This is a genomic window from Frigoribacterium sp. Leaf44 (genome assembly GCF_001421865.1).
In the GTDB taxonomy this organism is placed as follows: Bacteria; Actinomycetota; Actinomycetes; order Actinomycetales; family Microbacteriaceae; genus Frigoribacterium.
The window spans coordinates 411,536-438,418 of sequence record NZ_LMLG01000001.1 but is presented as its reverse complement, the minus strand read 5'-3'; the positions used below and the strand labels follow the sequence as shown (position 1 = coordinate 438,418).

Genomic DNA, 26,883 nt, shown 5'->3' with positions numbered 1-26,883 from the left:
CCTAAAGGGAAATAGGCAGCCCCCGCGGCTCGCGCAGATCAACCCCTCGAACCGAACCAAATGGTCCGACTTTTTTCGGGGGGACCTCGATTAGGAGGCCCGCGTCTTCCGTGAGATTCAAGGCGTAGTCGCGGAACACGGCCCACTCGCCTTGGTAGCCCCGGTGAAGTCCGCGATGCTCGGCGCTTAGCCGTCGCCCTGAGCAGCGACGTCCCCGGGCTCGATTCAAGCGCAAAGCGTCTGGTGCTGGCGCTCAGGCACGTCGTCGATGGCACGCGCCCAAGCAACGGCATCCACAGAGCTCATCCTGCGGCGAGCCGAGCGGACAGTGCAGCCCCCAGCCAAGCGCCTTTGGCGCGCCGAACTCTCGCTCGGTAGGATTTCGGCAGAGCTCGCGCCCCGCTGTTGTGTGGAGAGGTGGGCTCTGGCCTAATGAAAATAGGGGGATGCGATGTCGCGGCTTACAGACCTTCTGCGTGCTGCAAAGCAGCTAGACCCGCAGCTCGGTGCCGATCTCGAAGAAGAGCTCAAGCCGCTCCAGAAGCGCCTTCCCTTCGGGCTGAACTTTGAGCGTCACGCGCCCGAGGCTGTTGAGTTGCCGGGCCACGCGATTCGCAAGACAAGCAAGGTCCGCAGACTTCCTCCCCGACGCTCGACCACGCGTGGTGACCAGCGGTTGTGGAAGGTCGAGTCCGTCACCGCGGACGTCGCGGTGATTTCCCTCCTCGACGCCGCCGAACCGGAGACGGCCACTGTCCCGGTCGACGACCTCGTGCTCGTCGCTGAGTTCCGCGACCGGATCTACCCAGGTCTGCGCCCGGACGGCAGCGTCGAGCGGGGCGCGGACAAGCCGTTTCACACCGTTATCAACGGGGAAAACTTCCATGTCTTGGAACAGCTCACCTTCACTCATGAACACGCTGTGGACGCAATCTATATCGACCCGCCTTACAACACAGGATCCCGAGACTGGAAGTACAACAACGACTACGTCGAGGGCGACGACCTCTACCGTCACTCGAAGTGGCTGGCGTTCATGGAGCGCCGACTTAGGATCGCGAAACAACTACTGAAGCCGGACGACTCGGTTCTGATCGTCACGATCGACGAGAAGGAGTACTTGCGACTTGGTCTGCTCCTGGAGCAGACGTTTCCTGAGGCTCGAATCACCATGATCTCCGCTGTAATCAACCCCGCGGGCGTTACGCGCCCCGGCAGCTTCTCCCGGACGGATGAGTACCTGTTCTTTGTCCAGTTTGGCGGCTCGCGCGTCTCCGCATTGCCTCTTGGCGACGAATGGCGCTTGAATCCCGGCGATACGAGAACGACACGAATGCTCTGGTCGATGTTGATCCGAACAGGAACGAATGCTCGACGGGTTGATCGCCCCAATCTTTTCTACCCAATCTTCGTATCCGAAGACGGGCTGCGACTGATAGGCGCTGGGGAATCGCCGCAACTGAGCGTCGATCGCGGAGACGTGCAGCCACCAGACGGGTCGAGGGCCATCTGGCCTATGCGGCGAGACGGAACCGAGGGAAATTGGCAGATCTCCCAAGACAAATTGCTGAGTGCATATTCTGACGGTTACGTCCGTCTAGGCCGCTTCTCAGACCGAGGAATGTCCTTGTCGTATCTCAAGTCGGGAGAGCAAAAGAAGGTACTTGACGGCACCTATGAGATCTCAGGCCGCCGCCCCGACGGGTCGATCATATCTAGCACTGAGTTCCGCTCCATCGTTCCTAGCTCCGCATGGAGAATTCCCGCGCATGACTCTTCGCGAAATGGGTCCAATCTGCTCAGCGCGATGATGCCTGATCGCAAGTTTCCGTTCCCAAAATCGCTTTACGCAGTCGAGGACGCGTTGCGCTTCTTCGTAGACGCGAAACCTGAAGCAGTCGTTCTCGACTTCTTTGCAGGGTCCGGCACAACGGCCCATGCAGTAATGCGTCTGAATAGGCAGGACGGGGGCCGCCGTCAGTGCATCTCAGTGACCAACAATGAGGTTTCGGCGGGTGAGCAATCATCACTCCGATTGAGTCAATTGCGTCCTGGCGACCCCGAATGGGAACGTCTCGGCATCTGCGAGTTCATTACGAAACCGCGCATCACTGCCGCAATAAGTGGCAATACGACTCTTGATGCACCTATCAAGGGCGACTACAAGTTTGTCGACGAGTTCCCCATGTCCGACGGGTTCGAGGAGAACGCTGCATTCTTCACTCTCACGTATGAGTCCCCCTGGATGGTTTCCAACGACAGAGCATTCGCTGCGATCGCTCCGATGCTTTGGTTGCGAGCTGGTGCGCAAGGTGCGCGCATCGACAGCCTCTCGGGAGGATGGGCGGTCGCTGAAACGTATGGCGTCCTCAGGGACCTAGATCAAGCTGCTGAGTTCGCGAGGGCTCTCAGGGGCGCGAAGGATCTCCGTATCGCTTTCATCGTCACCGATGATGAAGGCCGGTACCAGCAAGTCGCGGATGAGCTCCGCGGGCTCGAAACAGTCCGTCTATACGAGGACTATCTGCGGAACTGCGAAAACATGGGTGACCTCTGATGCGCTACACACTGAAGGATTACCAGGGCGATGCCGTCGGCGATACGCTTCGCGAGCTCTCGGCCGCAAGAGACTTCTACCGCAGCGCCAGCAAACGCGTCTCGTCAGTTGCTCTGACCGCCACCATGGGCGCGGGGAAAACTGTCATGGCGGCAGCGGTGATCGAGGCGTTGTTCTGGGGCAACGATGACTACAGCGTGGAGCCAGACCCAGGCGCGTGGTGCTTTGGTTCAGTGACGATCCATCACTTAACCAGCAGACGCGACATCGGTTGGAGCAGGCCTCAGACCGGCTCCGAAACCGTCTCGTGACGGTCGAGCACCCGTTCCGGTACCCGAAGCTGCTAGCCGGGCACGTTTACTTTCTCAACACGTCGAAACTTTCAAAGAACAGCCTTCTTGTGCGCGGCCACGACAACTCGAACACCCTCGATGGCATGTCATCGCACCCCGACTCGCTGCCGTTTACTTTCTGGGACACCCTGCGGAATACGATTGAGGACCAGGGGCTCACGCTGTACATGGTCCTAGACGAGGCACATAAGGGCATGGGCAAGCGTCCGGTCGAGACGCCAACCATCGTGAAGCGGCTCATTAACGGCCACGGCGGTGTGCCACCGGTACCGATTGTGTGGGGCGTTTCGGCCACAGTAACTCGCTTCGAGGAAGCAATGGCTGCTGCCGAGGTCCAGTCGAACCGCGTGCATTTGGGGACCGTCCAGGTCGACCCTGTACGCATCCAGGAATCGGGCCTTCTCAAGGACGACATTGTCCTCGATTTCCCAGCTGAGACGGGGGACTTTAACACGGTCCTGCTGCGGCGAGGCGTCCGTAAGGTCAAGGCCTTGTCCGTAGCGTGGGCTGCCTACGCCGCTGAACAGGGCGACGAGGCGATCAAGCCGCTGATGGTGCTTCAGGTGCCGAACAAGCCCGCCCCCGACGAGGTCGCCTCCGCCATCGACGTGATCCGCGACGAGTGGCCCGAGCTTGAATCCGACGCAGTGGCGCACGTATTTGGAGATCACTCTCCACAGTCATTCGGTGCCCACAGCGTGCCGTACATCTCGCCGGAGCGCGTGCAGGACGCTACCTATGTCCGGGTGCTGCTCGCCAAGGATGCCATTAGCACGGGCTGGGACTGCCCGCGCGCCGAGGTGATGGTCTCGTTCCGCCCCGCAAAGGATGAGACGCACATCGCGCAGCTCCTCGGCCGGATGATCCGCACTCCGCTCGCTCGGCGCATCGAGGGTGACGACCTGCTGAATAGCGTCGAGTGCATTTTGCCAAAGTTCAATAAGGCCACTGCCAGCCTCGTGATCGAGAAGATCATGGGTAACGACCTGACGGGCGGCGGGGACACCGGCCAGCGCGTGCTCATCGACCCGAAGCTGATGACGCCAAATGCCGTCGTGCCGGACGAGGTCTGGACTGTCTTCAGTACGCTACCTGCGGAGACACTGCCTCGTAAGCATGCCAACCCCATCAAGAGAGTCACTTCGCTGGCGCACGCGCTGGCTGCTGACAAGCTCCTCGCTAACGCAGGCAAGCTCGCTCACGAACGCCTTCACGGCGTGTTGAATGGCGTGGCAGCTCAGTACTCGAAGGACATGGTCAAGGCCATGGAGGACGTCCTGACTGTCGCGGGCACGACGCTTCACAGTTCGGCGAGGTACGGGACCCGCGCGGACGGCGTATTCACCGAGGTCGCGGACGATAGAGCTATTCAGGACTCCTACCGAAGCGGTGCGCGGACAATCACGCCCGACGTCGCTCGGACCTACATCGACCTCTTGACCAGCGACGCCGATGACGAGGACGCCTTGCGCGACGCTCACGTCAAGGTCGCCGCTCTCGCGATGCTGCCGCAGACGCGCCCCGCGCTGGACGCCGAGGCCGACGCGATCGCAGCAGACTGGCTGAACCAGTACCGTGTCGCTATCAAATCGCTGTCCGAGTCCAGGCAGAGCCTCTACGCCGAGATAACGGCCATGAGCACCGACCCTCAGCTCATGTCGATGGCTCTGCCGAAGAACCGCCAGGAAGAGACGAAGCGTGCTGCCGGCGAGTCAGAGCAATTGCTCGAGCGTCGGCCGCTGCATTTGCTAGCGGATGAAGAGGGCATGTTCCCCGTCGGCAAGCTCAATCCGGACGAAGTCGAGGTCATCGACACAGAGATCGGGCATGGAGACGTGCTCGCCTGGTATCGGAATCCGACGGGTGGTCGCGACTCAATGAGCATCGCCTACCAAGACCGGCACGGTGAATGGCGTACTCTGCGACCGGACTTTCTGTTCTTCGTCAACACCGATTCCGGCGTGCGCGCGAGCATCGTCGACCCGCACGGCTCATGGCTGCCTGACGCGGTTTGGAAGCTGCACGGTATGGCGAGGTTCGCCGAAGTCTACGGAGATCGGTTCCACAGAATCGAGTCGATCTCGCGGATCGATGGCGAGCTCCGCGTGCTCGACTTCAAGCTCGCGGAGGTGCGCTCGAAGGCTCTGTCCGAGTCGGATGCCAGGTTCGCGTACGACAACGCTGCTGTCGCTTATTGAATCAAGGAGTGATGCACATGAATCCTGGGTTCAATCCGGTCGACTGGTTTTTCGGGGCCGAGCCCTCCCTCAAGGTCAGCGTTGTCGCGCTTGGCTGGTCCTTGGTCACTTCAGCAATTGCCCTTGGCGGTCTTATCACGGCGATTCGCTCCCTTAACGCGACGAGGCGACAGGAGGCGCGTCGTCAGCCCAAAGTCGTGATCGCTTACCTGGAGAGCTCGTCAATCACCACGGACCTCGGCACCGAATACACCTTCCGCATCAGAGCAAAGAACCCAACGGAAGCTAGTAACGCGATCACGTCCGGTGAGTTGGAAATCCGATACATGGTTGACGCCACACTCGTCTCGCTGCGTGTCCCTAGCCTCGATGCTGAAGGTGCGCTCAGCCTCCCCGCGACCATCGCTGCGGGGACGAGTCTCGAAGGCGACGTGAGGTTCTTCGCTGCGGCCGGACTCCTCGAGGGGCGGAAGCCGCGAGACTTCGTGGCTATCTTCATTGATACTTTTGAAAACAAAAGTGAGATTCCCGTCGAGATAATTTATGCCAGGACGCCTGCATCATGAAAGTGCAGCGTTTCCCACGAGATCGGGTCGTACCGGCCACCAGTTCCGCAGCCATTGCCAGTTTTGACACGGCTGGTGGAAGGCTGATTCCTGTAATCATGGTTGATGCTACGAATCACCCTGAGATCACAGAACTGATCCGTGCACACGAACACACATTCGCCGGTGACTGCAAATCGCAATGGGCCACCTCGCTGGGAAAGTGGGACGTAGTGCGCCTTCAACTCAAGTTCGAGCGCCCGGTCGCTACGGAGTTTTTGATCGAGTTTCAGCTCCCCAAGTTCGCCGGTGCAATCGACAACATACTTCGGGCGAGAAGCATGTACTTGCTCGAAGGCGATGTCGGTTCGACTTTCATGAGCACCGGTAGGCAGCCTCGAATTCTTGTGGAACTGCCGTCAACGGGCTTCGAGTCGGCTTGGCAACGTATTTTCCATAAATCTATCGTGGACATGTTCCGCGAAGAAGGCCAGGGCAGAGCATCTTCTAGAGCGCTCGCGAGCAGATTCATCACTGATTGGCGAACCCGTACGACGCTTGATCTGTAAGGGTCGGCCGGTTCGGCCGGCTCTGCGAATGGGGTAAAGCGAATCCACGCAGAATTGATCTTCCAAGTTCTTTCGTAGCCGGAGCCGACAGGGAGCGGCAATCCTGGCGCATGGGTTGTCTGGAGTCGACGCGTGTGAGGAGTGGGGGCCATGGTCGATCCGTTCAAGGGCGAGCATCAACCACATCTGCCAGCTGACGCCTACGGTCGGCCACGGCCTCTAGCGTCGTCACGCGAAGCCCAGAGCCGACCGGTCAGATCTCAACTGTCATTAGCGCGTCGATCACAGCCCGCCGTCGGGCGAGAGTGGTGCCCTCCCACCAAGCACGCACGTCTCCGGCGCTCACAAGGTCCGCCAGCGGGCCCTGTCTCACGGCTAGGGCGATCCGATCATTGAGGACTTGCAGGTCTGAGGCCACGGCGTCTAGCGCCTCCTCGGCAGATTGAGGGCTCAACTTGCCCGAGGCGAGTAGGGATGCAATGGCGCTCTCGCGCCCCAACAACTCGCCGCGCTGCGCAGGCAGAACCGCGACGTCGATCTCTCCGGCCCGAGCGGCGAGCAAATCAGGGGCGTCAGGCCGTGAAAGCCGAGCCCAGTGGACGATCGACATGGGCGATCTCTATACGAGAGCCGCAATGGCTAGCAATGCCTCAGAAGAAAGCGTCAAGGCTTCTTGGGCGTTGGCGAAGAGCCAAGGTATGGATGCATTTCAAGGGAATGCCCACCTGGAATGCCAGGCACTGTTGACACTTCTAAGAGAGGTAGGCGTTCACGTCATACTCACGGGAGAAACAGAAGACTTCGATAAATTACAAAACGTGAAGGGTGCGCCCTGGGTCTCCAAAGCCCTCAAGAAGAACCTCTAAGAGCCGAGAGCTGTGGAGCTATTTTTTGTGGGTCTTCTCTGAAGCAAACCCATGAGCAATCCGCGCCACCCTCAGACATGGTCATCGGGTGGAGACAGGCTGGGCAGTTCGGTACTTGTAAGAACTCGAGCATGAGCTCATTCTGCCCCAGAACTTTGGATTGATGTTTCTTATCCATGGGGCCGTGTGTCCATCGGAAACACTGCAGACCCCGAGCCATGCATGCAGGCCTGAAATTTGAGTACGGAGTCCGTTCACGAGACGGAAGTCGATCTCATCCGAGACGCCCATCACGGCGCATTTGGCCCAGACACGGCCGGTTCCCGTAACCAAGTTTGTATGGGAGCCCAGAGGCCAGCAGTCAACGAGAAGGAGTGACCCGCGGGAGTCTGAAAGACAGGACCTTCGGGACGTCGCGCTTTCGGTGAGGCCCGTCTAGATCTCCTCGTGCAAGAACCAAGACGCATATGGACTGGCGATGGCCGACCACGAGATTTCCAGACTGATGCCCCGCTCGGAGCGCTCCAAATTGATGCTGACTCCAGGTATGTCCGGGTCAAAGTCAACAAGATTGCCAGCACGACGAGTTCCGACGTTCAGTTTGTTGGGCACCAGTTCCCCTGTGACCATGCTCGCGAACTGAGCATCACGCGATTGAGCGTCACGATACAGCTCCGCTTAGTACCCGAAATCGCTCGCAGGACCGCGGAGCCGCCTAACTTAGGCTCACTTAGTATCCGCAGAAGAGGACTCAAGCGGATCGCGGATAAAGTCCAGAAAGCCCCGGCCAAGAGACGACACGGACTGCAACCTTCGATTAGACACGAAGTTTTCTGGTTCCCGTTGGTTAGCCCAGGGGTGACCAGCCTGTCTTTCCTTCAGTTCTGACTTCTGACTCTCATCAATGAGCCCTAGTCCAACCAGGATGCGGGTGCGATCGTACATCCCGGTGGGAACTGGTTCGTTACGGTCTTGGAAATGTTTCTCCAGATGGTTCATGAGAGTCACCCTTGCTTGCACATGGTCACCGACGTCCGTGATCTCGTCCGCAGCTGCCAGGACACGAATGTCGTCTGCTTCGCATGCCTCAAGGGCGCGCTCATATCTATTGGCGTCGGGAAAATCTAATATCCGATTCAGTAGGGCGTTGCGAAGCAGTTTTCGCTTTGCGTCTGAATCGCTCTCAAGCAGTTGACGAAAGGTCCGCGTCACAGCGGCCTGGAAGCAGTCAGATTCAGCCAATGCGGCATCGAACCTAACAAGCGCAGATTTTTCGAGGCGCGTGAGATCGTCTCGTAGCTCGCCAACGATCTTGGTTTGTCGCCTCTCGAAGGCCGAGCCAAGCGCCCTGTTTGTGTATACAGACAGGGGCCCGCCAATGATAGGAATTGCGGACACGACAGCCTCCAGCGTTGCGGACCCAAAGGCTTCAAGTCGGTCCTTATTGATTTCTTCCAAGTCATCCCCCAAGGTCAATCACACTTTAATCTGCAACCTAGTCGAACCCAAGCACTTGCATTCGAGCCATTAACCAAGAAGAACCACGGCCAGTAGCGGAAGCCACATGGACTCGCAGGATTGACGACGGTACGGCCCACGGGGTTTCTCCAACCTGTCGTCCCCCGAGCGCGACCAGTCGCACGGCCACCTGCCGCGCCGAGGCCTCCGAGAGATGGAGGCTCGTCTCGGGCTCGGCCCCGTCACCCCGATCGACCCAGACGCCCACTCCGCCGGTCACGAACACGTCGGTGACGGCCGGATCGTCGAGGAGGCGTCCCAGGGGGCCGAACGCGGAACGCTCGTGTCGGCTGAGCCGTGCCTGTACCCCGAAACGGGCTTCTGTACCCCGGATGGTACCGAGCGCCGCCGCAGGAGGCAGGGCGAAGCGAGAAGGGGGGTGATCGAGGGTGAGGGAGGGGTGACGGGCGGTGCCGACCGGAGGCGCGTAGGACATGGTCCCGACCGTAGGGAGGGCCCGACCGGAACAGACAGATCGGTGGAGCAGCGTGGGGACGAATCGTCCGTCGCCGCCGTTGGGGACGAGCCGACCGACCACCCGGGCGAGCACCGGGTTAAAAGAGAGGGGCGGCACCGGTTGGGGGGAACCGGTGCCGCCACGTGCGTCGGGCGATTGGGGGGAATCAGCGCGACGCACGTCGGAATTGAATCCGACTCGCTCACTGTACCCCAGAACGCTCCGGGAACACCACGCCGTGCGCTCCTGCCAGGCGTGTCGTCCACCCCTGCCCGGCGTCGCCTGCGGAGTAAGGTCGTCGGCGCGGCTCCGTGCCGCGGTTCACGCAACGACGCGAGAGGACTTCCGATGCTCGACGGCACCGACGACCAGCCCACCGAAGGACGCACCTTCGCCCCGCCCGCCGACTTCGTCCGGACGGCCGTCGCCGGCTCCGACCTCGCCGGACGAGCCGCTGCCGACCGCCTCGCCTTCTGGGGCGACCAGGCCCGCGAACGGCTCACCTGGTCCCGGGTCCCGACCGAGACGCTCGACTGGTCGGACGCGCCCTTCGCCCGATGGTTCGCCGACGGCACGCTCAACGTCGCCTACAACTGCCTGGACCGGCATGTCGAGGCCGGACACGGTGATCGCGTCGCGCTGCACTGGGAGGGCGAGCCCGGCGACGCCCGCTCGCTGACCTACGCCGAACTGACCCACGAGGTCAAGCGCGCGGCGAACCTGCTGCTGTCGCTCGGCGTGCGGGCCGGGGACCGCGTCGTCGTCTACCTGCCGCAGATCCCCGAGGCCGTGGTCACCATGCTGGCCGTGGCCCGGATCGGAGCCGTCCACTCCGTCGTCTTCGGCGGCTTCAGCGCCGAGAGCCTGCGGGCGCGCATCGACGACGCCGGAGCCCGCCTGGTCGTCACGGCGGACGGCGGCTGGCGCAAGGGGGCGGTCTCCCCCCTCAAGGCCGCCGTCGACGAGGCCCTGGCGGTGGACGGCGACTCCACGGTCGAGCACGTCCTCGTCGTCCGGCGGGGCGGCAACGACGTCGAGTGGACCGACGGCCGCGACGTCTGGTGGCACGACGCGATCGAGACCGTTGCCGACGAGCACGTCGCCGAACCCTTCGAGGCCGAGCACCCGCTCTTCATCCTCTACACGAGCGGCACGACCGGGAAGCCCAAGGGCATCCTGCACACCTCGGGCGGCTACCTCACCCAGGTCGCCTACAGCCACTCCGTCGTCTTCGACCTGCACCCCGAGACCGACGTCTACTGGTGCACGGCGGACGTCGGGTGGATCACCGGGCACAGCTACGTCGTCTACGGCCCGCTGGCCAACGGCGCGACGCAGGTGCTCTACGAGGGCACCCCCGACTTCCCTGCGCCGGGCCGCTGGTGGGACCTCGTCGAGAAGTACGGCGTGACGATCTTCTACACCGCGCCCACGGCCATCCGGGGCTTCATGAAGTCCGGCAGGGAGATCCCGGGGGCCCGCGACCTGACGTCGTTGCGCCTCCTCGGGTCGGTGGGCGAGCCGATCAACCCGGAGGCCTGGCTGTGGTTCCGCGAGGTGATCGGCGCCGGCCGCACGCCCATCGTCGACACGTGGTGGCAGACCGAGACGGGCGCGCAGATGATCTCGCCGCTGCCGGGCGTCACGACCACCAAACCCGGGTCGGCCCAGACCCCCCTGCCGGGCATCTCGGTGGACGTGGTGGACGACCACGGCACTCCGGTGGCGAACGGCAAGAGCGGCCTGTTGGTCGTCTCCGAGCCCTGGCCGTCGATGCTGCGAGGCATCTGGGGCGATCACGACCGCTACGTCGAGACGTACTGGAGCCGGTTCGGCGACCGCTACTTCGCCGGAGACGGCGCCCGCCGCGACGAGGACGGCGACATCTGGCTGCTGGGCCGCGTCGACGACGTGATGAACGTCTCGGGTCACCGCCTGTCGACCGCCGAGATCGAGTCGGCCCTGGTGTCGCATCCGATCGTCGCCGAGTCCGCGGTCGTCGGTGCGGCCGACGAGACCACCGGTCAGGCGGTGGTGGCGTTCGTCATCCTGAGGAACAAGGCGAAGACCACGCAGACACCCGAGGAGGCGGTGGCCGCGTTGCGTGCGCACGTCGCCCACCAGATCGGCGCGATCGCGCGTCCGCGCACCGTCGTGCTCGTCGACGAGCTGCCGAAGACGCGCTCGGGCAAGATCATGCGCCGCCTGCTGAGGGACGTGGCGGAGGGCCGCGAGGTCGGCGACACGACCACGCTGGCGGACACGTCGGTCATGTCGGTGATCACCGCCGAGATGCGCTGACCCCGGCACGACGACGGCCCCTCCTCGTCGAGAGGAGGGGCCGTCGTCGTGACCGGACGAGGAGGCGCGTCAGCGGACCTCGAGGACGAGCTCGACCTCGACGGGCGAGTCGAGCGGCAACACCGCGACCCCCACGGCACTTCGGGCGTGACGCCCGGCCTCGCCGAAGATCTGCCCGAGGAGGTCGGACGCGCCGTTGATCACCCCGGGCTGGCCGGAGAAGTCGGGATCGGAGGCGACGAAACCGGTCAGCTTGACGACGCGGACGACGTCGTCGAGCGAATCGAGCACCGTCGCCGCAGCGGCGAGGGCGTTCAGCACGCAGGTCGCGGCCATCGCCTGCGCGTCGGCGGGCTCGACCAGCCCGTGACCCTCACCCACCTTGCCCGTGGTCGGCAGCCGCCCGTCGACGAACGGCAGTTGACCCGCGGTGTAGACGAGCGACCCCGTGCGGAGGGCCGGGACGTACGAGCCCGCGGGTGCCGCGACGGGAGGGAGGACGAGACCGAGCTCGGCCAGGCGCTCGTCGACCGTCGTCATCAGGCGTCCTGCCGAGGGCGCTTGAGCCACGCGACGGGACCACCCTCGGGCCCCTGGGTCACCTGGACGAGTTCCCATCCGTCGGAGCCCCAGTTGTTGAGGATCGCCGTGCTGTTGTGCACCAGCAGGGGCGTCGTCGTGTACTCCCAAAGGACCATTTCGGCTTCCGTTCAGCTTGAAAATCAGCGATGTCGCTTACTCTGATCCTATGTCTGCCCCAAAATCGAAGCCCACGTCCGCCATCGGGGCACTCTTCGGATTCGTCGGCTTCAGCGTCCTGGCCGGCCTCCTGGTGACCATCGGCGTGACGCCGGCCATCGCGGTCGCCGGCATGACGGCCTCGAGTTCGATCGGCGTCTTCGAGTCGATCCCCGATTACATCGAGATCGGCAAGCTGCAGCAGCGCAACACGCTGTACGCGAGCCAGGGCGGGCAGCAGGTGCCCTTCGCGACCCTCTACAGCGAGAACCGCGTCGAACTCAAGTGGGACCAGGTCAGCGAGAACCTGAAGACCGCCGTCGTCGCCGGTGAGGACCGGCGCTTCTACGAGCACGGCGGGGTCGACGTGACCTCCCTCGTGCGCGCGGCAGTCGGCTCGGCCGGGGCCGGCGAGCTCGGCGCGAGCGGTGGTGGTTCGACCCTGACGATGCAGCTCGTCCGCAACATCCGCATCGCGCAGTCGCAGCAGCTGCCGACCGCGGACGAGCGTGACGCCGCCTACAAGGAGGCGACCACGACGACCCTCGACCGCAAGCTCGAAGAGATGAAGTTCGCGATCGGGCTCGAGAAGAAGTACAGCAAGGACGACATCCTGCTGGCCTACCTCAACATCGCCTACTTCGGCGACCAGACCTACGGCGTGCAGGCCGCCGCACAGCACTACTACAACAAGAGCGCCGCCGACCTGACCGTCCCCGAGGCCGCGAGCCTCATCGCGATCGTCCAGTACCCGGACTCGCGCAACATGTCGACGCCCGAGAAGTACCCGGCCAACAAGGCCCGGCGCGACGTCATCATCAAGTCGATGCTGGCCGAGAAGGACATCGACCAGGCGACGGCCGATGCCTCCCTCGCCACCCCGGTCGAGAGCTACGTCGTGTTGACGGCGCCCACCCAGGGCTGCGGCGCCGTGACCGTCGCCTCGGCGGCGTACTTCTGCGACTACGTGAAGAAGAGCATCAAGGACCTGGCCGTCCTCGGCTCTACGCCCGAGGAACGCCAGGCCAACTGGAACACCGGCGGGTACAGCGTCTACACGACCCTGAACCTCGACCTGACCGAGAACGCCAAGGCACAGATCGACAAGTTCGCTCCGGCGTCCGAGAGCCGCCTGAAGCTCGGCAGCGTCGTGGACTCCGTCGAGGCCGGGACGGGCCGCGTCATCGTGATGGCGCAGAACACGGCCTTCTCCGAGGTCGTGAGTCCTGACCCGACGCTGACCTCGGTCAACTACAGCACGGACTACGACTACGGCGGATCGGGCGGATTCCAGCCCGGATCGACCTACAAGCCGTTCACGCTGATCGACTGGATCGAACAGGGCCACGGAATCTACGAGTCGGTGAACGCCAAGCCCCGGACGTTCAACATGACGATCAATGGCAGCCGTGGCAACAAGTACTCGCCGAAGAACGACGCGGGCGAACAGCCCGGCCAGATGAGCGTCGCCGACGCCACCGCGAAGTCGATGAACACGGCTTACGCCGCCATGGCGGAGAAGCTCGACATCGCCGACATCCAGGGCGTGGCGAAGAAGCTCGGCGTGCACCGCGCCGACGGTGCTCCGCTGCACGACTACGCGTCCGCCATCCTCGGCTCGGCCGACGAGATCGCGCCCCTGACGATGGCTGCGGCCTATGCCGGCATCGCCTCGGGCGGCACCTACTGCGCGCCGATCATCGTCGACAACATCAAGGACGCCAACGGAGCCGACCTCGGTGGTCAGCCCCAGTCCTGCAACCAGGCGGTCGACCCCCAGGTCGCCGCGGCCGCTGCCGTCGCCATGCAGGGACTGTGGCGGAACGGTACCGCCGTCGGCGGTCTGCCCGCCGACGGGTACCCCGAGATCGGCAAGACCGGAACCACCGACGCCAAGGACCAGATCTGGATCGCCGGCGCCACGACGAAGCTCGCCACGGTGGTCTGGCAGGGCAACGCCGACGGTGGCAAGAAGAGCCTCCGCACGGTGACGTCACCGAACCAGAGCCGCTTCGGCAGCTACGCGAACGCCCGACCGCAGTACTTCAAGGCCGTTCAGACCGTGAACAACACGGTGTACCCGGGGACCGCCTTCGGGGACGCCTCGGGAGCCGTCCTCCGCGGCTCGGGCGTGGCCGTCCCCGACATGGCCGGCACGACCCCGTCGGCGGCCCAGGCGCTGCTGAGAGGCGTGTCCCTGGCGTACGAGGACGGCGGCACCCAGCCGTCGGCTCTGCCTGCCGGTCAGGTCATCGGTTCGGACCCCGCCGTCGGCACCGTCGTGTCGAAGGGCACGACCGTCAAGGTCTTCACGAGTGACGGCAGCGGTGCCGCCGCTGTCCCCGACGTGACGCGGCAGAAGGTGGGCGACGCCGTCAAGTCGATCGGTGGGGCCGGCTTCGACACGTCCAAGGTGTCGATCGCGGGATTCACCCCCGGAGACGGGAAGAACGCCTGCCAGGTCGCGTCCACGAATCCCGCTGCCAACACGTCCGTCGCCAAGGACTCGGCCATCGGGCTGACGGTCTACGGCGACAAGGACGGCAACGACCCGGGCAACTGCGCGTGAGCCCACGAACCACCGGTGGGCCGAGCGCCCTCCAGACGACGGCCGTGACCGCAGCAGCGGGCGCGGCCGTCGGCCTCGGAGCACTGGCATGGGGCGTCTTCGTCGAGCGCAGCCGGTTCACGGTGCGGCACGAGGTGTTGCCCGTCCTCGAGCCCGGCTCGCGGACGCTCACGATCCTGCACCTGTCCGACCTGCACCTCGCCCCCTGGCAGTCCGAGAAGCAAGAATGGGTCCGGGGTCTCGCCGTGCTCGAGCCCGATCTCATCGTCAACACCGGCGACAACATCGGTCACGAGGACGCCCACACCGCTCTCGAATACGCGCTCGAACCCTTCCGCGGAGTCCCCGGGGTCTTCGTGAACGGCTCCAACGACTACTACGGCCCCTCCCCCAAGAACCCCCTGGCCTACTTCGGCGGGCCGAGCAAGGCCCACCGCGCGCCGGTCGACCTCGACATCGACCGCATGCAGTCGTTCTTCACCGACCAACTCGGCTGGCTCGACCTGAACAACAGGGCACGAGCGCTCGAGCTGCGGGGCTCGCGACTCGAACTGTTCGGTGTCAACGACGCACACCGCGGGTGGGACCGTCTGGACCGCATCCCCGGCGCCCTCGACGACCTCCGCGAGAACGTCGGTTGGCAGGACGATCGCGGCGGGCCCGACCCCATCAGCATCGGCGTCACCCACGCTCCTTACCAGCGCGTGCTCAACTCGTTCGTCAACAACGGTGCGGACGTCATCTTCGGCGGTCACACGCACGGTGGACAGGTGCAGGTGCCCGGCTACGGGGCGCTCGTCACCAACTGCGACCTGCCTCGCAGCAAGGTCAGCGGACTGACGACCTGGAGCCATGCCCGCAAGACCGCACACCTCGAGATCTCGGCCGGCCTGGGCACCTCGATCTACGCCCCCGTCCGGTTCTCGTGCCGGCCCGAAGCCGTGATCGTGACCCTCACGGCCTGAGCTCCACCCGAGTGACACGAGCAGGCCCGAACATGGGCTATTCTTGTCAGGTTGCTTCACGTGAGAACGCGAAGACATCGGGGTGTGGCGCAGCTTGGTAGCGCGCCTCGTTCGGGACGAGGAGGTCGTGGGTTCGAATCCCGCTACCCCGACAAGAAATTGGCTCCACCTTTGGGTGGAGCCAATTTCTTTGTGTTCATCGGTTCGCCCTTCGGGCGATACGGCAAATGGCTCCACCCTTGGGTGGAGCCATTTGATTTTCTGTGCTTGTTGGTTCGCCCTTCGGGCGACACAGCAGATGGTTCCCCCTTCGGGGACATCCGGGGTCAGGCGAGGCGGCCGCCGGACTCGGCGAGGTAGCACGCACCGCAGAGCGACTCGTACGTCACCTGCTGGCCGTCGATCGCGACCTGGTCGCCGTCGAACACGAACCGGTCGCCGACCGTACGCGCCGTGAAGACCGCCTTGCGACCGCAGCGGCAGATCGTCTTGAGCTCTTCGAGCGAGTGCGCCACCTCGAGCAGCCGGCGGCTGCCGGGGAAGGCCACCGTGCGGAAGTCCGTCCGGATGCCGTAGGCCAGCACCGGGACGTCGTCGAGGATCGCGATGCGCAGGAGGTCGTCGATCTGGTGCGGGGCCAGGAACTGCGCCTCGTCGACCAGCAGGCAGGCGAGACTCGAGCCCGTCTCGTCACGGACGGCGTCACGTCGGGCCAGGAAGACCTGCCGCACCTCGTCGTCGGGGGCGAAGGTGACGTCCGCGGCCCGGGTGACTCCCAACCGCGAGACGATGGCGTCGTCGCCCTTGGTGTCGACACCCGGTTTGGCCAGCAGCACACGCTGACCGCGTTCTTCGTAGTTGTAGGCGGCCTGCAGCAGAGCCGTGCTCTTGCCGCTGTTCATCGCGCCGTAGCGGAAGTAGAGCTTGGCCACTACTGGAGGTAACCGTCTTCGGCCGCCCGACGGATGAGCTCGGACTTCTTGCTGGCCGGTCGGTTGGCCTTGGCGTACTTCTCGCGCACCCGACGGAGGAACGTCTTCGCCGTCTCGTACTGGACGTTCATCTGAGCAGCGACCTCGTTGGTGCTGAAACCCGAGACGTACAACCGGAACGCCTCGGCCTCGCCGGCGCTGAGCTTGGGCCTGGTCTGGTTCGCGGCACCGGCCGGGAGCGGACGCCAGTCGCGCTGAGGCGAGTTGTCACGGGCGACCCCCATGACCTGGCGGGCGGCGTCCATCACCTCGCGCATCGGCAGGGTCTTCGACAGGAAGGCCGACGCCCCCGCCTCGAGGGCACGTTCGCGCGACTCGCGGGTGTCGAGGCTCGACAGGACGACGACCTTGGCCCCGGCAGCCCGGCAGGTACGGACCCGGGCCTCGATCGAGACGGGCTCTTTCAACTGGAAGTCGAGGAAGACGAGGTCGGTCGGGAAGTTGTCGCTGTGCACCAGCTGCAGCCAGGTGTGCGCCGTGAGGACGAGGTCGAAGTCGTAGGCGTTCACGTTGATCCAGCTGCTCAGGCTGTCGAGCAGCACCTCGTGGTCGTCGAGGATGGCGAGCCGGACGCGACGGGCGGGCGGTGCGTCGGACCCCGGGCCGACGGTGGCCCACGAGGGTGCTGCGACGGGCCTCCCGAAGCCCGGACGTTGGGACGAGCGACCGCTCGACTCAGTGCTGGTCATAAGAAAACCTTAGTGTCAGATGCGAGGGTGCCCGGTCGACCCGCAGGTCGCCCGAGACGAGGCGGAGCACGGTCAGACAGGGGGCGAGCGACCGTCGCGCGGCGGCGGCCGACGACCCGAACGCGAGGTCGATCGCGATGTCGACCCGCGCCTCCTCGGCCTCGAGCACGACCCGGAGCGAGCGAGCCTCGACGACCTCGACGTCGTCCACCGCCGCGAAGAGCGCCCAGAGCGCTGTGCGGTGCTCCGGGCCCAGGCGGTCGGCGAGTCGATCGGGGTCGACGACCTGGGTCGGCACCCGGCGGCCGGGCGCGGCGAGACGCCGGGCCAGCCACGTCGCGTCGGCGTCGGCCACCAAGGAGGCGCGCAACGAGTCGGCGACGCGCCGTGCCTCGTCGGCGTCCTCCTCGCCGATCCGACCGGAGGCGACGAGGCGCGCGAAGAACGGCACGACCTCGCGGTTGAGCACGGTGACGCGGTCCTGCTGGACCGACCGGGCGAGGGTCACCCTCAGGTCGTCGGTGCTGGCTCTGCGGAATCCCGTGGCTCGGGACACCCACCCCTCGACGTGCGCGACGAAGACGTTCGAGAAGGTCGCCGCGGCGACCGTCAGGGCGAGCAACGGCGTGAGGGCGACCACGACGTACGACGCGGTGGGCACGGGCGTGACGAAACCCGGGGCCTCGACCAGGACCACGACGGCGAGGACCACGGCCACGGCACCTCCGGCGGCGAGGATCTCTCGCGCCGAGCGGTACGGGGCGACTCCGAGCAGGAGGACCCCCGAGGCGATCCCCGCCCAGTCGTCCCTCACGAAGGGGTTGCTGCCGGCGGTGGCCAGGGCGGACAGGACTCCCGCCGCCGCACACGCCCCCGCGACGCCCCAGAGCGCCGCGGAACCGAACGGCGCCCGGAGGGGCGCGGCCGACACGACGAGCACGACGCCCCCCGCGGCGACGGCGACGAGCGCGCCCGCCGCGGCCCAGGGTGAGGACACGTCGGAGGCCCGCAGGAGCGTCTCGACGACGGCGACGAGCCATGCGGCGAGGGCCGCCCCGAGGGTGACCGGTCGGGCCGCCAGGGCGCCGAGGGGGTCGACCTGTTGAGGAGACCGACCGGAGGCCCGGCCGCCGGGACGAGGAGGGGCGGCGAGGGTCATGCGGGCACCCCGTCGTCGGCGACGACGACCGGCGCCGTGACGGCGAACGGGACCCGCAGGACGATCGACGTGCCGCTGCCGGGGGACGACCAGATCTGCACGTGACCGTCGACGCGTGCGAGACGCGCCTCGACGGACGCCGTCAGGCCGAGACGGTCGGGGGCCACCGCAGCCGGGTCGAAGCCGACGCCGTCGTCGATCACCATCACGGTCAGGTCGGTGCCGTCGCCGAACACGACGAGCTCGGCCCGGTCGGCTCCGCTGTGGCGACCCACGTTGACGAGGCACTGCGCGACGGCCAGACCAAGGGCGTCCCCGGTGACCGGATCGAGGCGACCGACCGCCGAGACGTCACCCGTCACGGCGACCTCGAGACCGCCCGACCGCGACTGCTCGACGGCCGCGTGCAGTCGGCTGCGCTCCCAGGCGTCCGCGGCCCTCACGGCGACCTCGGGCGGCACGGAGCCCGGCGAGAGCCAGTCCCGCCCCACGAGCACCTCGAGGTCGGCCGCGATCGACCGGGCGGTCTCGGGCGGCAGGGCTCCGGGACGGGTGGTCGCCAGGGCGGCGAGGTGCCCGAGGATCGTGTCGTGGACCAGGGCGGCCGCCTGCTGCTCGATGTCGACGCGGATGCCCTGGACCTGCTGCTCGAGCGCCGCTCGGTGCAGCCGGGGCTGGGCCTCGCGGGCACGTCCCCGCGACACCTCGGCATGGCCCGTCACCACGGCCACGAGGACGAACGCTAGCAGCGCGGTGACGTCGAGCCGGAGGGAGGCGCCCGTGTGCCACGTCGCCAGCTGCGTGGCGAGCTCGCCCGCCGCGTAACCCGCGGCCGACCAGAGGAGACCTCGACGAGGGCCGACGGCGGTGCTGCCGACCATGACGAGGGCGATCTTGGGCAACGAGAGCGAGAAGGCGTCCGAGGCCTGCACGGCCGCCACCTGCGAGAAGAGGGTGACGGCGTACCAGTACAGGGCTGCGGTCCCGACGATCAGGTAGGCGAGATGGGCCGTCGTCGAACGCGAGCGCTCGACCACGACGAGAAGGACGACCAGGGGCACGAGCGAGACCAGGGCCGGCCAGAGGAGCAGATCGGGCGTGGCGGCCTGTTTCGCGAGCAACAGGGCCGCCGCCGCCGCGAGGACCGTGGCCGCGATGGCGTGACACGCCCTCGACACGGAGTCGCCGACGGCCGCGGGAGCGAGGTGGGCGGGGAGGCCGAGCAGCATGCGGCCTCCTCGGCTCGTTCGGGTCAGGAGAGATCATGGCAGAAGGCGGACCCGGGCTGTACCCCGACATGTGGGGCCATCGACGATTAAGGGCGGGCCGATGCTTCGTTTTGTGCCCCGTTCCCCTCGGCGAGGGGGCGACACCATGGGCCCCGTGGCCCGCCGACCCGAGGGCCCGACGGCCCGACGGCCCGACGGCCCGACGGCCCGGCGGCCCTGAACTCTCGCAGGCTCAGAACAGTCGAGGCTGCGACCGTGCCCCACCGGGCAGTTCGTGGGCGATGAGTGCCCGGGGAACGGAGGAGCCACCGGTACCGACCGTCAGATCGGGGGTGCCAGGAAGGGCGCCGGTGGCTGCCGTGCCGGTACCGTTCAGCCCCATGAGTCGCAGGGAGCGCGCGCTGTCGTCGAGCGCCGCGGAGCGCATCGACCCCGTGGACGGGTCGGCCTGGCCCTTCTCGAGGCCGTACTCGCGCAACAGGGGCCGCAGACGTGCGGCCAGCCACGAGCGGTAGCCCGTCGGTGCGTAGGTGCCCTGGGCGTAGAGCGCGCGGTATTTGACCACGAGCTCGGGGTGCTCACGTTCGAGCCAGGCGAACCACCATTCCTTGACCCCGGGCTTGAGGTGCAAGGCGCTGTACATGACGCTCGAGGCACCCGAGTCGCGGACGGCCGCGAGCGCTGCGTGCAGGTGATCGAGCCCGTCGGTGAGGTACGGCAGCACGGGCATCATGAAGACCGAGCAGGACAACCCCAGCTCGCGGGCCGCCGAGACGGTGGCCAGGCGGGCCGCAGTCGTCGGCGTGCCCGGCTCGACCGACTGCTGCAGGTCGTCGTCGTAGACGGCGATCGACATGGCCAGGTCGACGGGCACGTGCTGTGCCGCCTCGGCGAGCAGGGGCAGGTCGCGCCGCAACAACGTGCCCTTCGTCAAGATGCTGAAGGGGGTGCCCGAGTCGGCGAGGGCGGCGATGATGCCGGGCATGAGCCGGTACCGACCCTCGGCACGCTGATAGGGGTCGGTGTTGGTGCCGAGAGCGACCGGGTGGTGCTGCCACGTCGGACGGTGGAGTTCGCGGGCGAGCACCTCGGCGACGTTCACCTTGACGACGATCTGGCGGTCGAAGTCGTCGCCGCCGTCGAGGTCGAGGTACTCGTGGGTGGGGCGGGCGAAGCAGTACACGCAGGCGTGGCTGCAGCCGCGGTAGGGATTGATCGTCCACCCGAATGGCAGAGTCGAGTCGCCACCCGGGACGCGGTTGAGAGCACTCTTGGCGACCACCTCGTGGAACGTGACCCCCGCGAACTCGGGCGTCGTGACGGAGGTGATCAGGTTGTTCAGTCGCGCCAGACCGGGCAGCGCCGAGGCGTTCTCGGTGTCGACCGCTTGCTCGGACCATCGCATGCCCCCCATTCGAACACATGTTCGAATCAGGGTCAACCCGGCGCGCTCCGTGCGGGGTCGCGCGGACCGGCACCGGGCCTAGGCGTGGATGTGCAGCGCCTCGGCGGTCGCCCCGATGGTCGACGCGGCCCGCCGCTCGTCGGACGAGAGGTCGTCGCCGTAGGTCGGGATCATCGCGTTCAGTCGCGGCTTCCATGCCGCGATGCGGTCGGGGAAGCACCGCTCGAGCACGCTGAGCATGATCGGCACGGCCGTGGACGCCCCCGGGGACGCGCCGAGCAGACCCGCGATGGTGCCGTCGGCCGCCGTGATCACCTCGGTGCCGAACTGCAGCACCCCGCCCTTCTTGCGGTCCTTCTTGATGACCTGCACCCGCTGGCCGGCGGTGATGCGGTACCAGTCCTTCGGATCGGCGTCGGGCATGAACTCGCGGAGCGCCTCGAACTTGGTCTGCTTGCTCGCCGCGAGCTGCCCCACGAGGTACTTGACCAGCGAGAGGTTGGCGAGCCCGGCGCGGATCATCGGGTACAGGTTGTGGGCACGGATCGAGGCGAACAGGTCGAACATCGAACCGTGCTTGAGGAACTTCGGGCTGAAGCCGGCATAGGGCCCGAACATCAGGCTGGCCTGCCCGTCGACGACGCGGGTGTCGAGGTGCGGGACCGACATCGGGGGCGAGCCGACGGCGGCCTTGCCGTAGACCTTGGCCTGGTGCTTGCCGACGATCGCAGGATCGTCGCAGCGGAGGAACTCACCACTGACCGGGAACCCGCCGAAGCCCTTGATCTCGTCGATGCCCGACTTCTGCAGCAGGTGCAGTGCGCCGCCGCCGGCGCCGACGAACACGAAGCGTGCGTCGACGGTCGTCGGCGTGCCACCGACCTGCTTGCGGAGGGCCACCCGCCACGTGCCGTCGGCGAGCTTCGTGAGGTTCGTGACGCGGTGGTCGACCTCGAGCAGGGCACCCTCGCCCTGCAGGTACGTGAGGAGGAGGCGCGTGAGCGACCCGAAGTCGACGTCCGTTCCGGCGGCGATGCGCGTCGCCGCGATCGGCTGCCCCTTCGCCCGACCCGGGATGAGGACCGGTGCCCACGACCGGATGACGGACGAGTCGGTGCTGAACTCGAGCCCCTGGAACAGCGGGTGCTCACGCAGTGCCTCGTGTCGCTTGCGCAGGTACTCCACGTTCTTCTCACCCCAGACGAAGCTCATGTGCGGGGTCGAGTTGATGAAGGCGTCGGGCTGGGGCAGGGCCCCCTCGGCCACGAGGAACGACCAGAACTGTCGCGAGACCTGGAACTGCTCGTTGACCTTGACGGCGCTCGAGGTGTCGATCGTGCCGTCGGACCGTTCGGGCGTGTAGTTGAGCTCGCAGAGGGCGGAGTGACCCGTGCCCGCGTTGTTCCAGGGGTTGCTCGACTCGAGGGCGACGTCGCCCAGCGCCTCGTAGATCTGGATCGTCCAGCTCGGCTCGAGCTGCTTGATCATGGCACCGAGGGTGGCACTCATGATGCCTGCCCCGATGAGGGCTACGTCGACGGGCTTCTTCGCATCGGTCACGAGGTCAGTCTAGGCCCGCCCCCTCGGCGACCCCGGGTGACCACCGGACGGCGACACCCCGGTGTCTCGATGCCGAGAGACCGGGGTGCGTCGCGTCACCGGCCTCAGGTGGCCGGCACCGAGGGATCAGGCGACGGCGCGCTCGGCGGCGACGAGCTCGGCGATCTGCACGGCGTTCAGCGCCGCGCCCTTGCGGAGGTTGTCGTTGCTGATGAAGAGCGCGAGCCCACGGTGGCCGGGGACGCCCTCGTCGTGACGGATGCGGCCGACGAAGCTCGGGTCGGCTCCCGCCGCCTCGAGCGGGGTCGGGACGTCGGTGAGGACCACCCCGGGGGCGTCGCGCAGCAGTTCTTCGGCGCGCTCCACCGTGATGTCCGAGGCGAACTCGGCGTTGATCGAGAGCGAGTGCCCCGTGAAGACCGGCACGCGGACGCACGTGCCGCTGACCAGCAGGTCGGGGCGCTCGAGGATCTTGCGGCTCTCGTTGCGCAGTTTCTTCTCTTCGTCGGTCTCGTTCATGCCGTCGTCGACGATGCTGCCCGCGAGCGGGATGACGTCGAAGGCGATGGGACGGACGTACTTCACCGGTTCGGGCAGGTCGACCGCGCGTCCGTCGTGCACGAGGCCGATGGTGTCGCCCTCGATCGCGGCGCGGGTCTGCTGCAGCAGCTCGTCGGCGCCGGCGAGGCCGCTGCCCGACACGGCCTGGTAGGTGCTGACGATCAGACGCTGCAGGGTGGCCTCGGTGTCGAGCACCTTCAGCACGGGCATGGCCGCCATGGTCGTGCAGTTGGGGTTGGCGACGATGCCCTTCACCGCCTCGCGCAGGGCGTGGGGGTTCACCTCGCTGACCACCAAGGGCACCTCGGGGTCCATGCGCCAAGCGCTCGAGTTGTCGATGACGAGCGCACCGGCCGCGGCGAACCGCGGGGCATGGGCCCGCGAACCCGTGGCGCCGGCCGAGAAGAGGGCGATGTCGAGACCGGCGGGATCGGCCGTCTCGATGTCCTCGACGACGATCTCGACCCCGCGGAAGGGCAGGGTCGTGCCCGCCGATCGGGCGGTGGCGAAGAAGCGGATCTCGGCGACCGGGAAGTCGCGCTCGTCGAGCAGCGTGCGCATGACCTTGCCGACCTGTCCGGTCGCGCCGATCACGCCGACGCGCAGTCCTTCGGCCATGGGTGCCTCCTGGGGGTTCGGTGGTGCAGGGTTCGGTGGTGCCGGGTTCGGTGGTGCAGGCCGCGGAACGGCGGGAGCAGGGTCGGGAGGCGCGGTGCGAGAGCCGCGCGCGCCTCCTGGTCGAGGACCGGGTCGCGTCAGCGGCCGGTGCCGCCGTGGACGACCGCGTCGACCTCGGCGTCGAGACCGAAGGCCGTGTGGACGACGCGGAGTGCGTCGTTCAGGGTGTCGGCCCGGGTGACCACCGAGATGCGGATCTCGCTGGTCGAGATCATCTCGATGTTGATGCCGGCCTCGAAGAGGGCCGTGAACAGTCGCGCCGAGACGCCGGCGTTGGTGCGCATGCCCGCACCGACGAGCGCGAGCTTGCCGATCTGGTCGTCGTACTGCAGCGACTCGAAGCCGATCTCGGAGCGGTCCGACTCGAGGGCCTGGAGCACGACGGCGCCCTCGGACTTCGGCAGGGTGAACGAGATGTCGGTGCGGCTGGTCGACGCCGCCGACACGTTCTGCACGATCATGTCGATGTTGGCGCCGGTCTTGGCGACCGTGCGGAAGATCTGGGCGGCCTTGCCCGGCACGTCGGGGACGCCGACGACGGTGATCTTGCCCTCGCTGAGGTCGCCCGCGACCCCGCTGATGATGGGTTCTTCCACGTTCTCTCCCTCTTTCGGGTTGACGACGAGCGTGCCCTCGTTGTTGTTGAACGACGAGCGGACGTGCAGGGTGACCCCGTGACGCCGGGCGTACTCGACGGCACGGATGTAGAGCACCTTCGACCCGGCGGCGGCGAGCTCGAGCATCTCTTCGCTCGTGACGCGGTCGAGCTTTCGGGCCTTGGGCACGACGCGCGGGTCGGCCGTGAAGACGCCGTCGACGTCGGTGTAGATCTCGCACACGTCGGCGTCGAGCGCCGCCGCGAGGGCGACGGCGGTCGTGTCGGAGCCACCTCGACCGAGGGTCGTGATGTCACCCGTGGATCGGTTGAACCCCTGGAAGCCGGCGACGATGGCCACGTACCCGGCGTCGAGGGCGTCGCGCACCCGGCCGGGTGTCACGTCGACGATGCGGGCCTTGCCGTGCTGGGCGTCGGTGATCATGCCGGCCTGGCTGCCGGTGTACGAGCGGGCCTCGACGCCCAGGCTGCGGATCGCCATGGCGAGCAGGGCCATGCTGATGCGCTCGCCCGCGGTGAGCAGCATGTCGAGCTCGCGGCCGCCGGGGAGCGGACTGACCTCGTTGGCCAGGTCGAGCAGCTCGTCGGTGGTGTCGCCCATCGCGCTGACGGCCACGACGACGTCGTTGCCGGCCTTGCGCGTCTCGACGATGCGCTTGGCGACGCGCTTGATGCTCTCGGCATCGGCGACGGACGACCCGCCGAATTTCTGCACGATCAAGCTCACGGTGACTCCTGAGAAGGGGACTGGGCGCGCCGGAGGACGGCTCACGCCTGCGTCCGGCGATTCTATTCGGTGTCGAGGGCGTGTGACGCACACGGCTCGGTGTCCCGCGGACGGCCCCGAGGGGTCGCGCATCGGAGCACGGAGGGCGGCGTCGACGCCTCTCCCCTACGGTGGACCGATGCCCGACACCACCGACCAGGCCCGCGGCGCCGCCAGCCGCCTCCAGGACAGCCGCGCCCTCACGACCGCCGCCCGCGTCGGTTTCGCCATGAACGGCCTGCTCCACGTCGTGATCGGCGTGATCGCCCTCGGCGTCGCGTTCGGCGGTGGCGGCGAGGCCGACCAGGGCGGTGCCCTCGGGCAGTTCGCGTCCCGTCCGGGCGGGGTCTTCCTCCTCTGGCTGATCGTCGTGGGGCTCTGGGGCCTCGGCCTGTTCCAGGTGCTCGAAGCCGCTCTCGTCCGGGGGACCGACGAGGACGCCTGGGCCGAGCGCGCGAAGGAGGGCGGCAAGGGCGTCGCCTACCTCGCCGTCGGGTTCACGGCCTTCACCTTCGCCCGGGGCTCGTCGTCGGACAGCTCCGGACAGACCCAGACGCTCAGCGCCCGGCTGCTCTCCGCTCCTGGGGGCGTCGTGCTGCTCGTCGTCGTCGCGCTCGCCATCGTGGCGATCGGGGCCTACTTCGTCGTGAAGGGCGTGAAGCAGAAGTTCCGCGAGGACCTCACGCTGCCGGGGGGTGCGGCGGGACGTGGCACGGTCGCCCTGGGCGTCACGGGTTACGTGGCCAAGGGGATCGCGTTGGCCGTCGTCGGCGTGCTGTTCGCGGTCGCGGCGATCACCTCGGACCCGAGCGAGGCCACGGGGCTCGACGGCGCCCTGAGGGCCCTGGCGGCCCTGCCCTTCGGAGTGGTGGTGCTGACGGCCGTCGCCCTGGGGCTCATGGCCTACGGCGCGTACTGCGTCGTCCGGGCACGGCGCGCCCGCCTCTGACGGGCAGGCGCCCGCCGCACGGCCTCAGGAGGCGCGGGTCGTCACTCGGAGACGAGCCGGCGGCCCTCGAAGGCGCGGCCGAGCGTGACCTCGTCGGCGTACTCGAGGTCGCCGCCCACGGGCAAGCCCGAGGCCAGCCGCGTCACCCGGAGGCCGAAGGGCGCGAGCATCCGGGAGAGGTACGTCGCGGTCGCCTCGCCCTCGAGGTTGGGATCGGTGGCAATGATGACCTCTTGGACGGTGTCGTCGGCGAGACGCTGCACCAGCTGGCGGATGCGCAGATCGTCGGGACCGATGCCGTCGATGGGGCTGATCGCCCCACCGAGCACGTGGTAGAGGCCGCGGAACTCGCGCGTGCGCTCGATGGCCTGGACGTCCTTGGCCTCTTCGACGACGCAGATCGTGGCCGGCGAGCGACGCGGGTCACGGCAGATGTTGCAGGTCTCTTGTTCGCTGACGTTGCCGCAGATCTCGCAGAAACGCACCTTGGTCTTGACGTCGACGAGCAGCTCGGCGAGGCGTGACGTGTCGAACGACTCGTTCTGCACGATGTGGAACGCGATGCGTTGCGCCGACTTGGGCCCGATGCCGGGGAGGCGACCGAACTCGTCGATGAGCTCTTGGACGATGCCTTCGTACACGC

At 66.6% G+C, this 26,883-nt stretch carries 23 protein-coding genes, 1 tRNA gene and 1 pseudogene; 11 read left to right on the top strand and 14 right to left on the bottom strand.

Features of this window, described 5'->3' with window-relative positions:
- Positions 1 to 451: 451 nt before the first annotated feature.
- Genes ASE87_RS02055 through ASE87_RS16000 form a run of 5 tightly spaced genes read left to right on the top strand, consistent with a single transcriptional unit; the run spans position 452 to position 6,222 of the window.
- A complete protein-coding gene (locus ASE87_RS02055) occupies positions 452 to 2,557 on the top strand; it encodes a site-specific DNA-methyltransferase (protein WP_056225549.1) in 2,106 nt (701 codons plus the stop codon).
- A complete protein-coding gene (locus tag ASE87_RS16565; protein ID WP_235472164.1) occupies positions 2,557 to 2,868 on the top strand; it encodes a hypothetical protein in 312 nt (103 codons plus the stop codon). Before ASE87_RS02055 ends, ASE87_RS16565 begins: the two co-directional genes overlap by 1 nt.
- Positions 2,865 to 5,108: a type III restriction endonuclease subunit R gene (locus ASE87_RS02050; protein WP_235472163.1), complete on the top strand. Its 2,244-nt coding sequence runs from the start codon at positions 2,865 to 2,867 to the stop codon at positions 5,106 to 5,108. The genes ASE87_RS16565 and ASE87_RS02050 overlap by 4 nt, the downstream gene beginning before the upstream one ends.
- A gap of 17 nt (positions 5,109 to 5,125) precedes the next feature.
- On the top strand, positions 5,126 to 5,674 hold the full coding sequence (locus ASE87_RS02045; RefSeq protein WP_157489641.1) for a hypothetical protein: 549 nt from the start codon (positions 5,126 to 5,128) through the stop codon (positions 5,672 to 5,674).
- On the top strand, positions 5,671 to 6,222 hold the full coding sequence (locus tag ASE87_RS16000) for a hypothetical protein (RefSeq protein ID WP_157489640.1): 552 nt from the start codon (positions 5,671 to 5,673) through the stop codon (positions 6,220 to 6,222). Before ASE87_RS02045 ends, ASE87_RS16000 begins: the two co-directional genes overlap by 4 nt.
- 253 nt (positions 6,223 to 6,475) lie before the next feature.
- Here the strand turns inward: ASE87_RS16000 and ASE87_RS02040 are convergent, their stop codons facing one another.
- Positions 6,476 to 6,832 carry a hypothetical protein gene (locus tag ASE87_RS02040; RefSeq protein WP_157489639.1) on the bottom strand — a complete coding sequence of 119 codons (357 nt, stop codon included), beginning with the start codon at positions 6,830 to 6,832 and terminating at the stop codon, positions 6,476 to 6,478.
- Between ASE87_RS02040 and ASE87_RS15995 the strand changes: the two genes are divergently transcribed.
- Complete coding sequence (locus ASE87_RS15995) at positions 6,831 to 7,088, top strand: hypothetical protein (RefSeq protein ID WP_157489638.1); 258 nt, start codon at positions 6,831 to 6,833, stop codon at positions 7,086 to 7,088. The two genes, ASE87_RS02040 and ASE87_RS15995, sit on opposite strands and share 2 nt — an antisense overlap.
- Positions 7,089 to 7,169: 81 nt before the next feature.
- On the opposite strand, the pseudogene ASE87_RS16885 reads toward ASE87_RS15995, so the two are convergent.
- Positions 7,170 to 7,469 (bottom strand): annotated as a pseudogene (locus ASE87_RS16885) (hypothetical protein); the annotation flags it as partial.
- A 345-nt stretch (positions 7,470 to 7,814) separates the two neighbouring features.
- Entirely contained in the window at positions 7,815 to 8,546 is a 732-nt protein-coding gene (locus ASE87_RS15990) for a hypothetical protein (protein ID WP_157489637.1), read from the bottom strand.
- Positions 8,547 to 9,411: 865 nt separating this feature from the next.
- On the opposite strand from ASE87_RS15990, the gene acs reads away from it, so the two are divergent.
- Entirely contained in the window at positions 9,412 to 11,364 is a 1,953-nt protein-coding gene (gene acs / locus ASE87_RS02035) for an acetate--CoA ligase (RefSeq protein WP_056225541.1), read from the top strand.
- 69 nt (positions 11,365 to 11,433) lie between these two features.
- On the opposite strand, the gene ASE87_RS02030 is transcribed toward acs, so the two are convergent.
- Together ASE87_RS02030 and ASE87_RS16440 are read right to left on the bottom strand one after the other, a co-directional pair.
- Positions 11,434 to 11,904, bottom strand: a complete 471-nt coding sequence (locus ASE87_RS02030) for a RidA family protein (RefSeq protein WP_043594789.1) — start codon at positions 11,902 to 11,904, stop codon at positions 11,434 to 11,436.
- Positions 11,904 to 12,062, bottom strand: a complete 159-nt coding sequence (locus tag ASE87_RS16440; RefSeq protein ID WP_167599048.1) for a hypothetical protein — start codon at positions 12,060 to 12,062, stop codon at positions 11,904 to 11,906. The genes ASE87_RS02030 and ASE87_RS16440 overlap by 1 nt, the downstream gene beginning before the upstream one ends.
- A gap of 50 nt (positions 12,063 to 12,112) precedes the next feature.
- Between ASE87_RS16440 and ASE87_RS02025 the strand changes: the two genes are divergently transcribed.
- The 3 genes from ASE87_RS02025 to ASE87_RS02015 all read left to right on the top strand — a co-directional run bounded on the left by ASE87_RS02025 (position 12,113) and on the right by ASE87_RS02015 (position 15,788).
- Positions 12,113 to 14,671 (top strand): transglycosylase domain-containing protein, encoded by a 2,559-nt coding sequence (locus ASE87_RS02025; RefSeq protein WP_056225538.1) that lies wholly within the window; start codon positions 12,113 to 12,115, stop codon positions 14,669 to 14,671.
- A 44-nt stretch (positions 14,672 to 14,715) separates the two neighbouring features.
- On the top strand, positions 14,716 to 15,636 hold the full coding sequence (locus ASE87_RS02020) for a metallophosphoesterase (protein WP_157489636.1): 921 nt from the start codon (positions 14,716 to 14,718) through the stop codon (positions 15,634 to 15,636).
- 78 nt (positions 15,637 to 15,714) lie between these two features.
- Positions 15,715 to 15,788 (top strand) — tRNA-Pro (locus tag ASE87_RS02015).
- A gap of 174 nt (positions 15,789 to 15,962) precedes the next feature.
- Here the strand turns inward: ASE87_RS02015 and ASE87_RS02010 are convergent.
- The 8 genes from ASE87_RS02010 to ASE87_RS01975 all read right to left on the bottom strand — a co-directional run bounded on the left by ASE87_RS02010 (position 15,963) and on the right by ASE87_RS01975 (position 25,252).
- Positions 15,963 to 16,568, bottom strand: a complete 606-nt coding sequence (locus tag ASE87_RS02010; protein WP_043594787.1) for a thymidine kinase — start codon at positions 16,566 to 16,568, stop codon at positions 15,963 to 15,965.
- Positions 16,568 to 17,317 carry a response regulator gene (locus ASE87_RS02005; protein ID WP_082059932.1) on the bottom strand — a complete coding sequence of 250 codons (750 nt, stop codon included), beginning with the start codon at positions 17,315 to 17,317 and terminating at the stop codon, positions 16,568 to 16,570. Before ASE87_RS02005 ends, ASE87_RS02010 begins: the two co-directional genes overlap by 1 nt.
- Positions 17,304 to 18,476 (bottom strand): hypothetical protein, encoded by a 1,173-nt coding sequence (locus ASE87_RS02000; protein ID WP_056225533.1) that lies wholly within the window; start codon positions 18,474 to 18,476, stop codon positions 17,304 to 17,306. The genes ASE87_RS02005 and ASE87_RS02000 overlap by 14 nt, the downstream gene beginning before the upstream one ends.
- Complete coding sequence (locus ASE87_RS01995; RefSeq protein WP_043594785.1) at positions 18,473 to 19,705, bottom strand: sensor histidine kinase; 1,233 nt, start codon at positions 19,703 to 19,705, stop codon at positions 18,473 to 18,475. The genes ASE87_RS02000 and ASE87_RS01995 overlap by 4 nt, the downstream gene beginning before the upstream one ends.
- A gap of 232 nt (positions 19,706 to 19,937) precedes the next feature.
- A complete protein-coding gene (locus tag ASE87_RS01990) occupies positions 19,938 to 21,110 on the bottom strand; it encodes an Rv2578c family radical SAM protein (protein WP_082059931.1) in 1,173 nt (390 codons plus the stop codon).
- 78 nt (positions 21,111 to 21,188) lie between these two features.
- Positions 21,189 to 22,670, bottom strand: coding sequence for a malate:quinone oxidoreductase (locus ASE87_RS01985; protein WP_082452238.1), 1,482 nt, complete (start codon positions 22,668 to 22,670; stop codon positions 21,189 to 21,191).
- A 126-nt stretch (positions 22,671 to 22,796) separates the two neighbouring features.
- Positions 22,797 to 23,849 carry an aspartate-semialdehyde dehydrogenase gene (locus ASE87_RS01980; protein WP_056225530.1) on the bottom strand — a complete coding sequence of 351 codons (1,053 nt, stop codon included), beginning with the start codon at positions 23,847 to 23,849 and terminating at the stop codon, positions 22,797 to 22,799.
- A 137-nt stretch (positions 23,850 to 23,986) separates the two neighbouring features.
- On the bottom strand, positions 23,987 to 25,252 hold the full coding sequence (locus ASE87_RS01975) for an aspartate kinase (RefSeq protein WP_056225527.1): 1,266 nt from the start codon (positions 25,250 to 25,252) through the stop codon (positions 23,987 to 23,989).
- Positions 25,253 to 25,430: 178 nt separating this feature from the next.
- On the opposite strand from ASE87_RS01975, the gene ASE87_RS01970 reads away from it, so the two are divergent.
- Positions 25,431 to 26,240: a DUF1206 domain-containing protein gene (locus tag ASE87_RS01970; RefSeq protein WP_056225524.1), complete on the top strand. Its 810-nt coding sequence runs from the start codon at positions 25,431 to 25,433 to the stop codon at positions 26,238 to 26,240.
- Positions 26,241 to 26,281: 41 nt separating this feature from the next.
- On the opposite strand, the gene recR is transcribed toward ASE87_RS01970, so the two are convergent.
- Positions 26,282 to 26,881 (bottom strand): recombination mediator RecR, encoded by a 600-nt coding sequence (recR, locus tag ASE87_RS01965; RefSeq protein ID WP_043595550.1) that lies wholly within the window; start codon positions 26,879 to 26,881, stop codon positions 26,282 to 26,284.
- Positions 26,882 to 26,883: the final 2 nt, after the last annotated feature.

Excerpts from the sequence above, each read along its gene's own strand:
- ASE87_RS02055 (WP_056225549.1), top strand. The coding sequence starts at position 452 with ATGTCGCGGCTTACAGACCTTCTGCGTGCTGCAAAGCAGCTAGACCCG.
- ASE87_RS16565 (WP_235472164.1), top strand. The coding sequence starts at position 2,557 with ATGCGCTACACACTGAAGGATTACCAGGGCGATGCCGTCGGCGATACG.
- ASE87_RS02045 (WP_157489641.1), top strand. The coding sequence starts at position 5,126 with ATGAATCCTGGGTTCAATCCGGTCGACTGGTTTTTCGGGGCCGAGCCC.
- ASE87_RS16000 (WP_157489640.1), top strand. The coding sequence starts at position 5,671 with ATGAAAGTGCAGCGTTTCCCACGAGATCGGGTCGTACCGGCCACCAGT.
- ASE87_RS15995 (WP_157489638.1), top strand. The coding sequence starts at position 6,831 with ATGGGCGATCTCTATACGAGAGCCGCAATGGCTAGCAATGCCTCAGAA.
- ASE87_RS02040 (WP_157489639.1), bottom strand. The coding sequence starts at position 6,832 with ATGTCGATCGTCCACTGGGCTCGGCTTTCACGGCCTGACGCCCCTGAT.
- acs (WP_056225541.1), top strand. The coding sequence starts at position 9,412 with ATGCTCGACGGCACCGACGACCAGCCCACCGAAGGACGCACCTTCGCC.
- ASE87_RS02030 (WP_043594789.1), bottom strand. The coding sequence starts at position 11,904 with ATGACGACGGTCGACGAGCGCCTGGCCGAGCTCGGTCTCGTCCTCCCT.
- ASE87_RS16440 (WP_167599048.1), bottom strand. The coding sequence starts at position 12,062 with ATGGTCCTTTGGGAGTACACGACGACGCCCCTGCTGGTGCACAACAGC.
- ASE87_RS02025 (WP_056225538.1), top strand. The coding sequence starts at position 12,113 with ATGTCTGCCCCAAAATCGAAGCCCACGTCCGCCATCGGGGCACTCTTC.
- ASE87_RS02005 (WP_082059932.1), bottom strand. The coding sequence starts at position 17,317 with ATGACCAGCACTGAGTCGAGCGGTCGCTCGTCCCAACGTCCGGGCTTC.
- ASE87_RS02000 (WP_056225533.1), bottom strand. The coding sequence starts at position 18,476 with ATGACCCTCGCCGCCCCTCCTCGTCCCGGCGGCCGGGCCTCCGGTCGG.
- ASE87_RS01995 (WP_043594785.1), bottom strand. The coding sequence starts at position 19,705 with ATGCTGCTCGGCCTCCCCGCCCACCTCGCTCCCGCGGCCGTCGGCGAC.
- ASE87_RS01990 (WP_082059931.1), bottom strand. The coding sequence starts at position 21,110 with ATGCGATGGTCCGAGCAAGCGGTCGACACCGAGAACGCCTCGGCGCTG.
- ASE87_RS01980 (WP_056225530.1), bottom strand. The coding sequence starts at position 23,849 with ATGGCCGAAGGACTGCGCGTCGGCGTGATCGGCGCGACCGGACAGGTC.
- ASE87_RS01970 (WP_056225524.1), top strand. The coding sequence starts at position 25,431 with ATGCCCGACACCACCGACCAGGCCCGCGGCGCCGCCAGCCGCCTCCAG.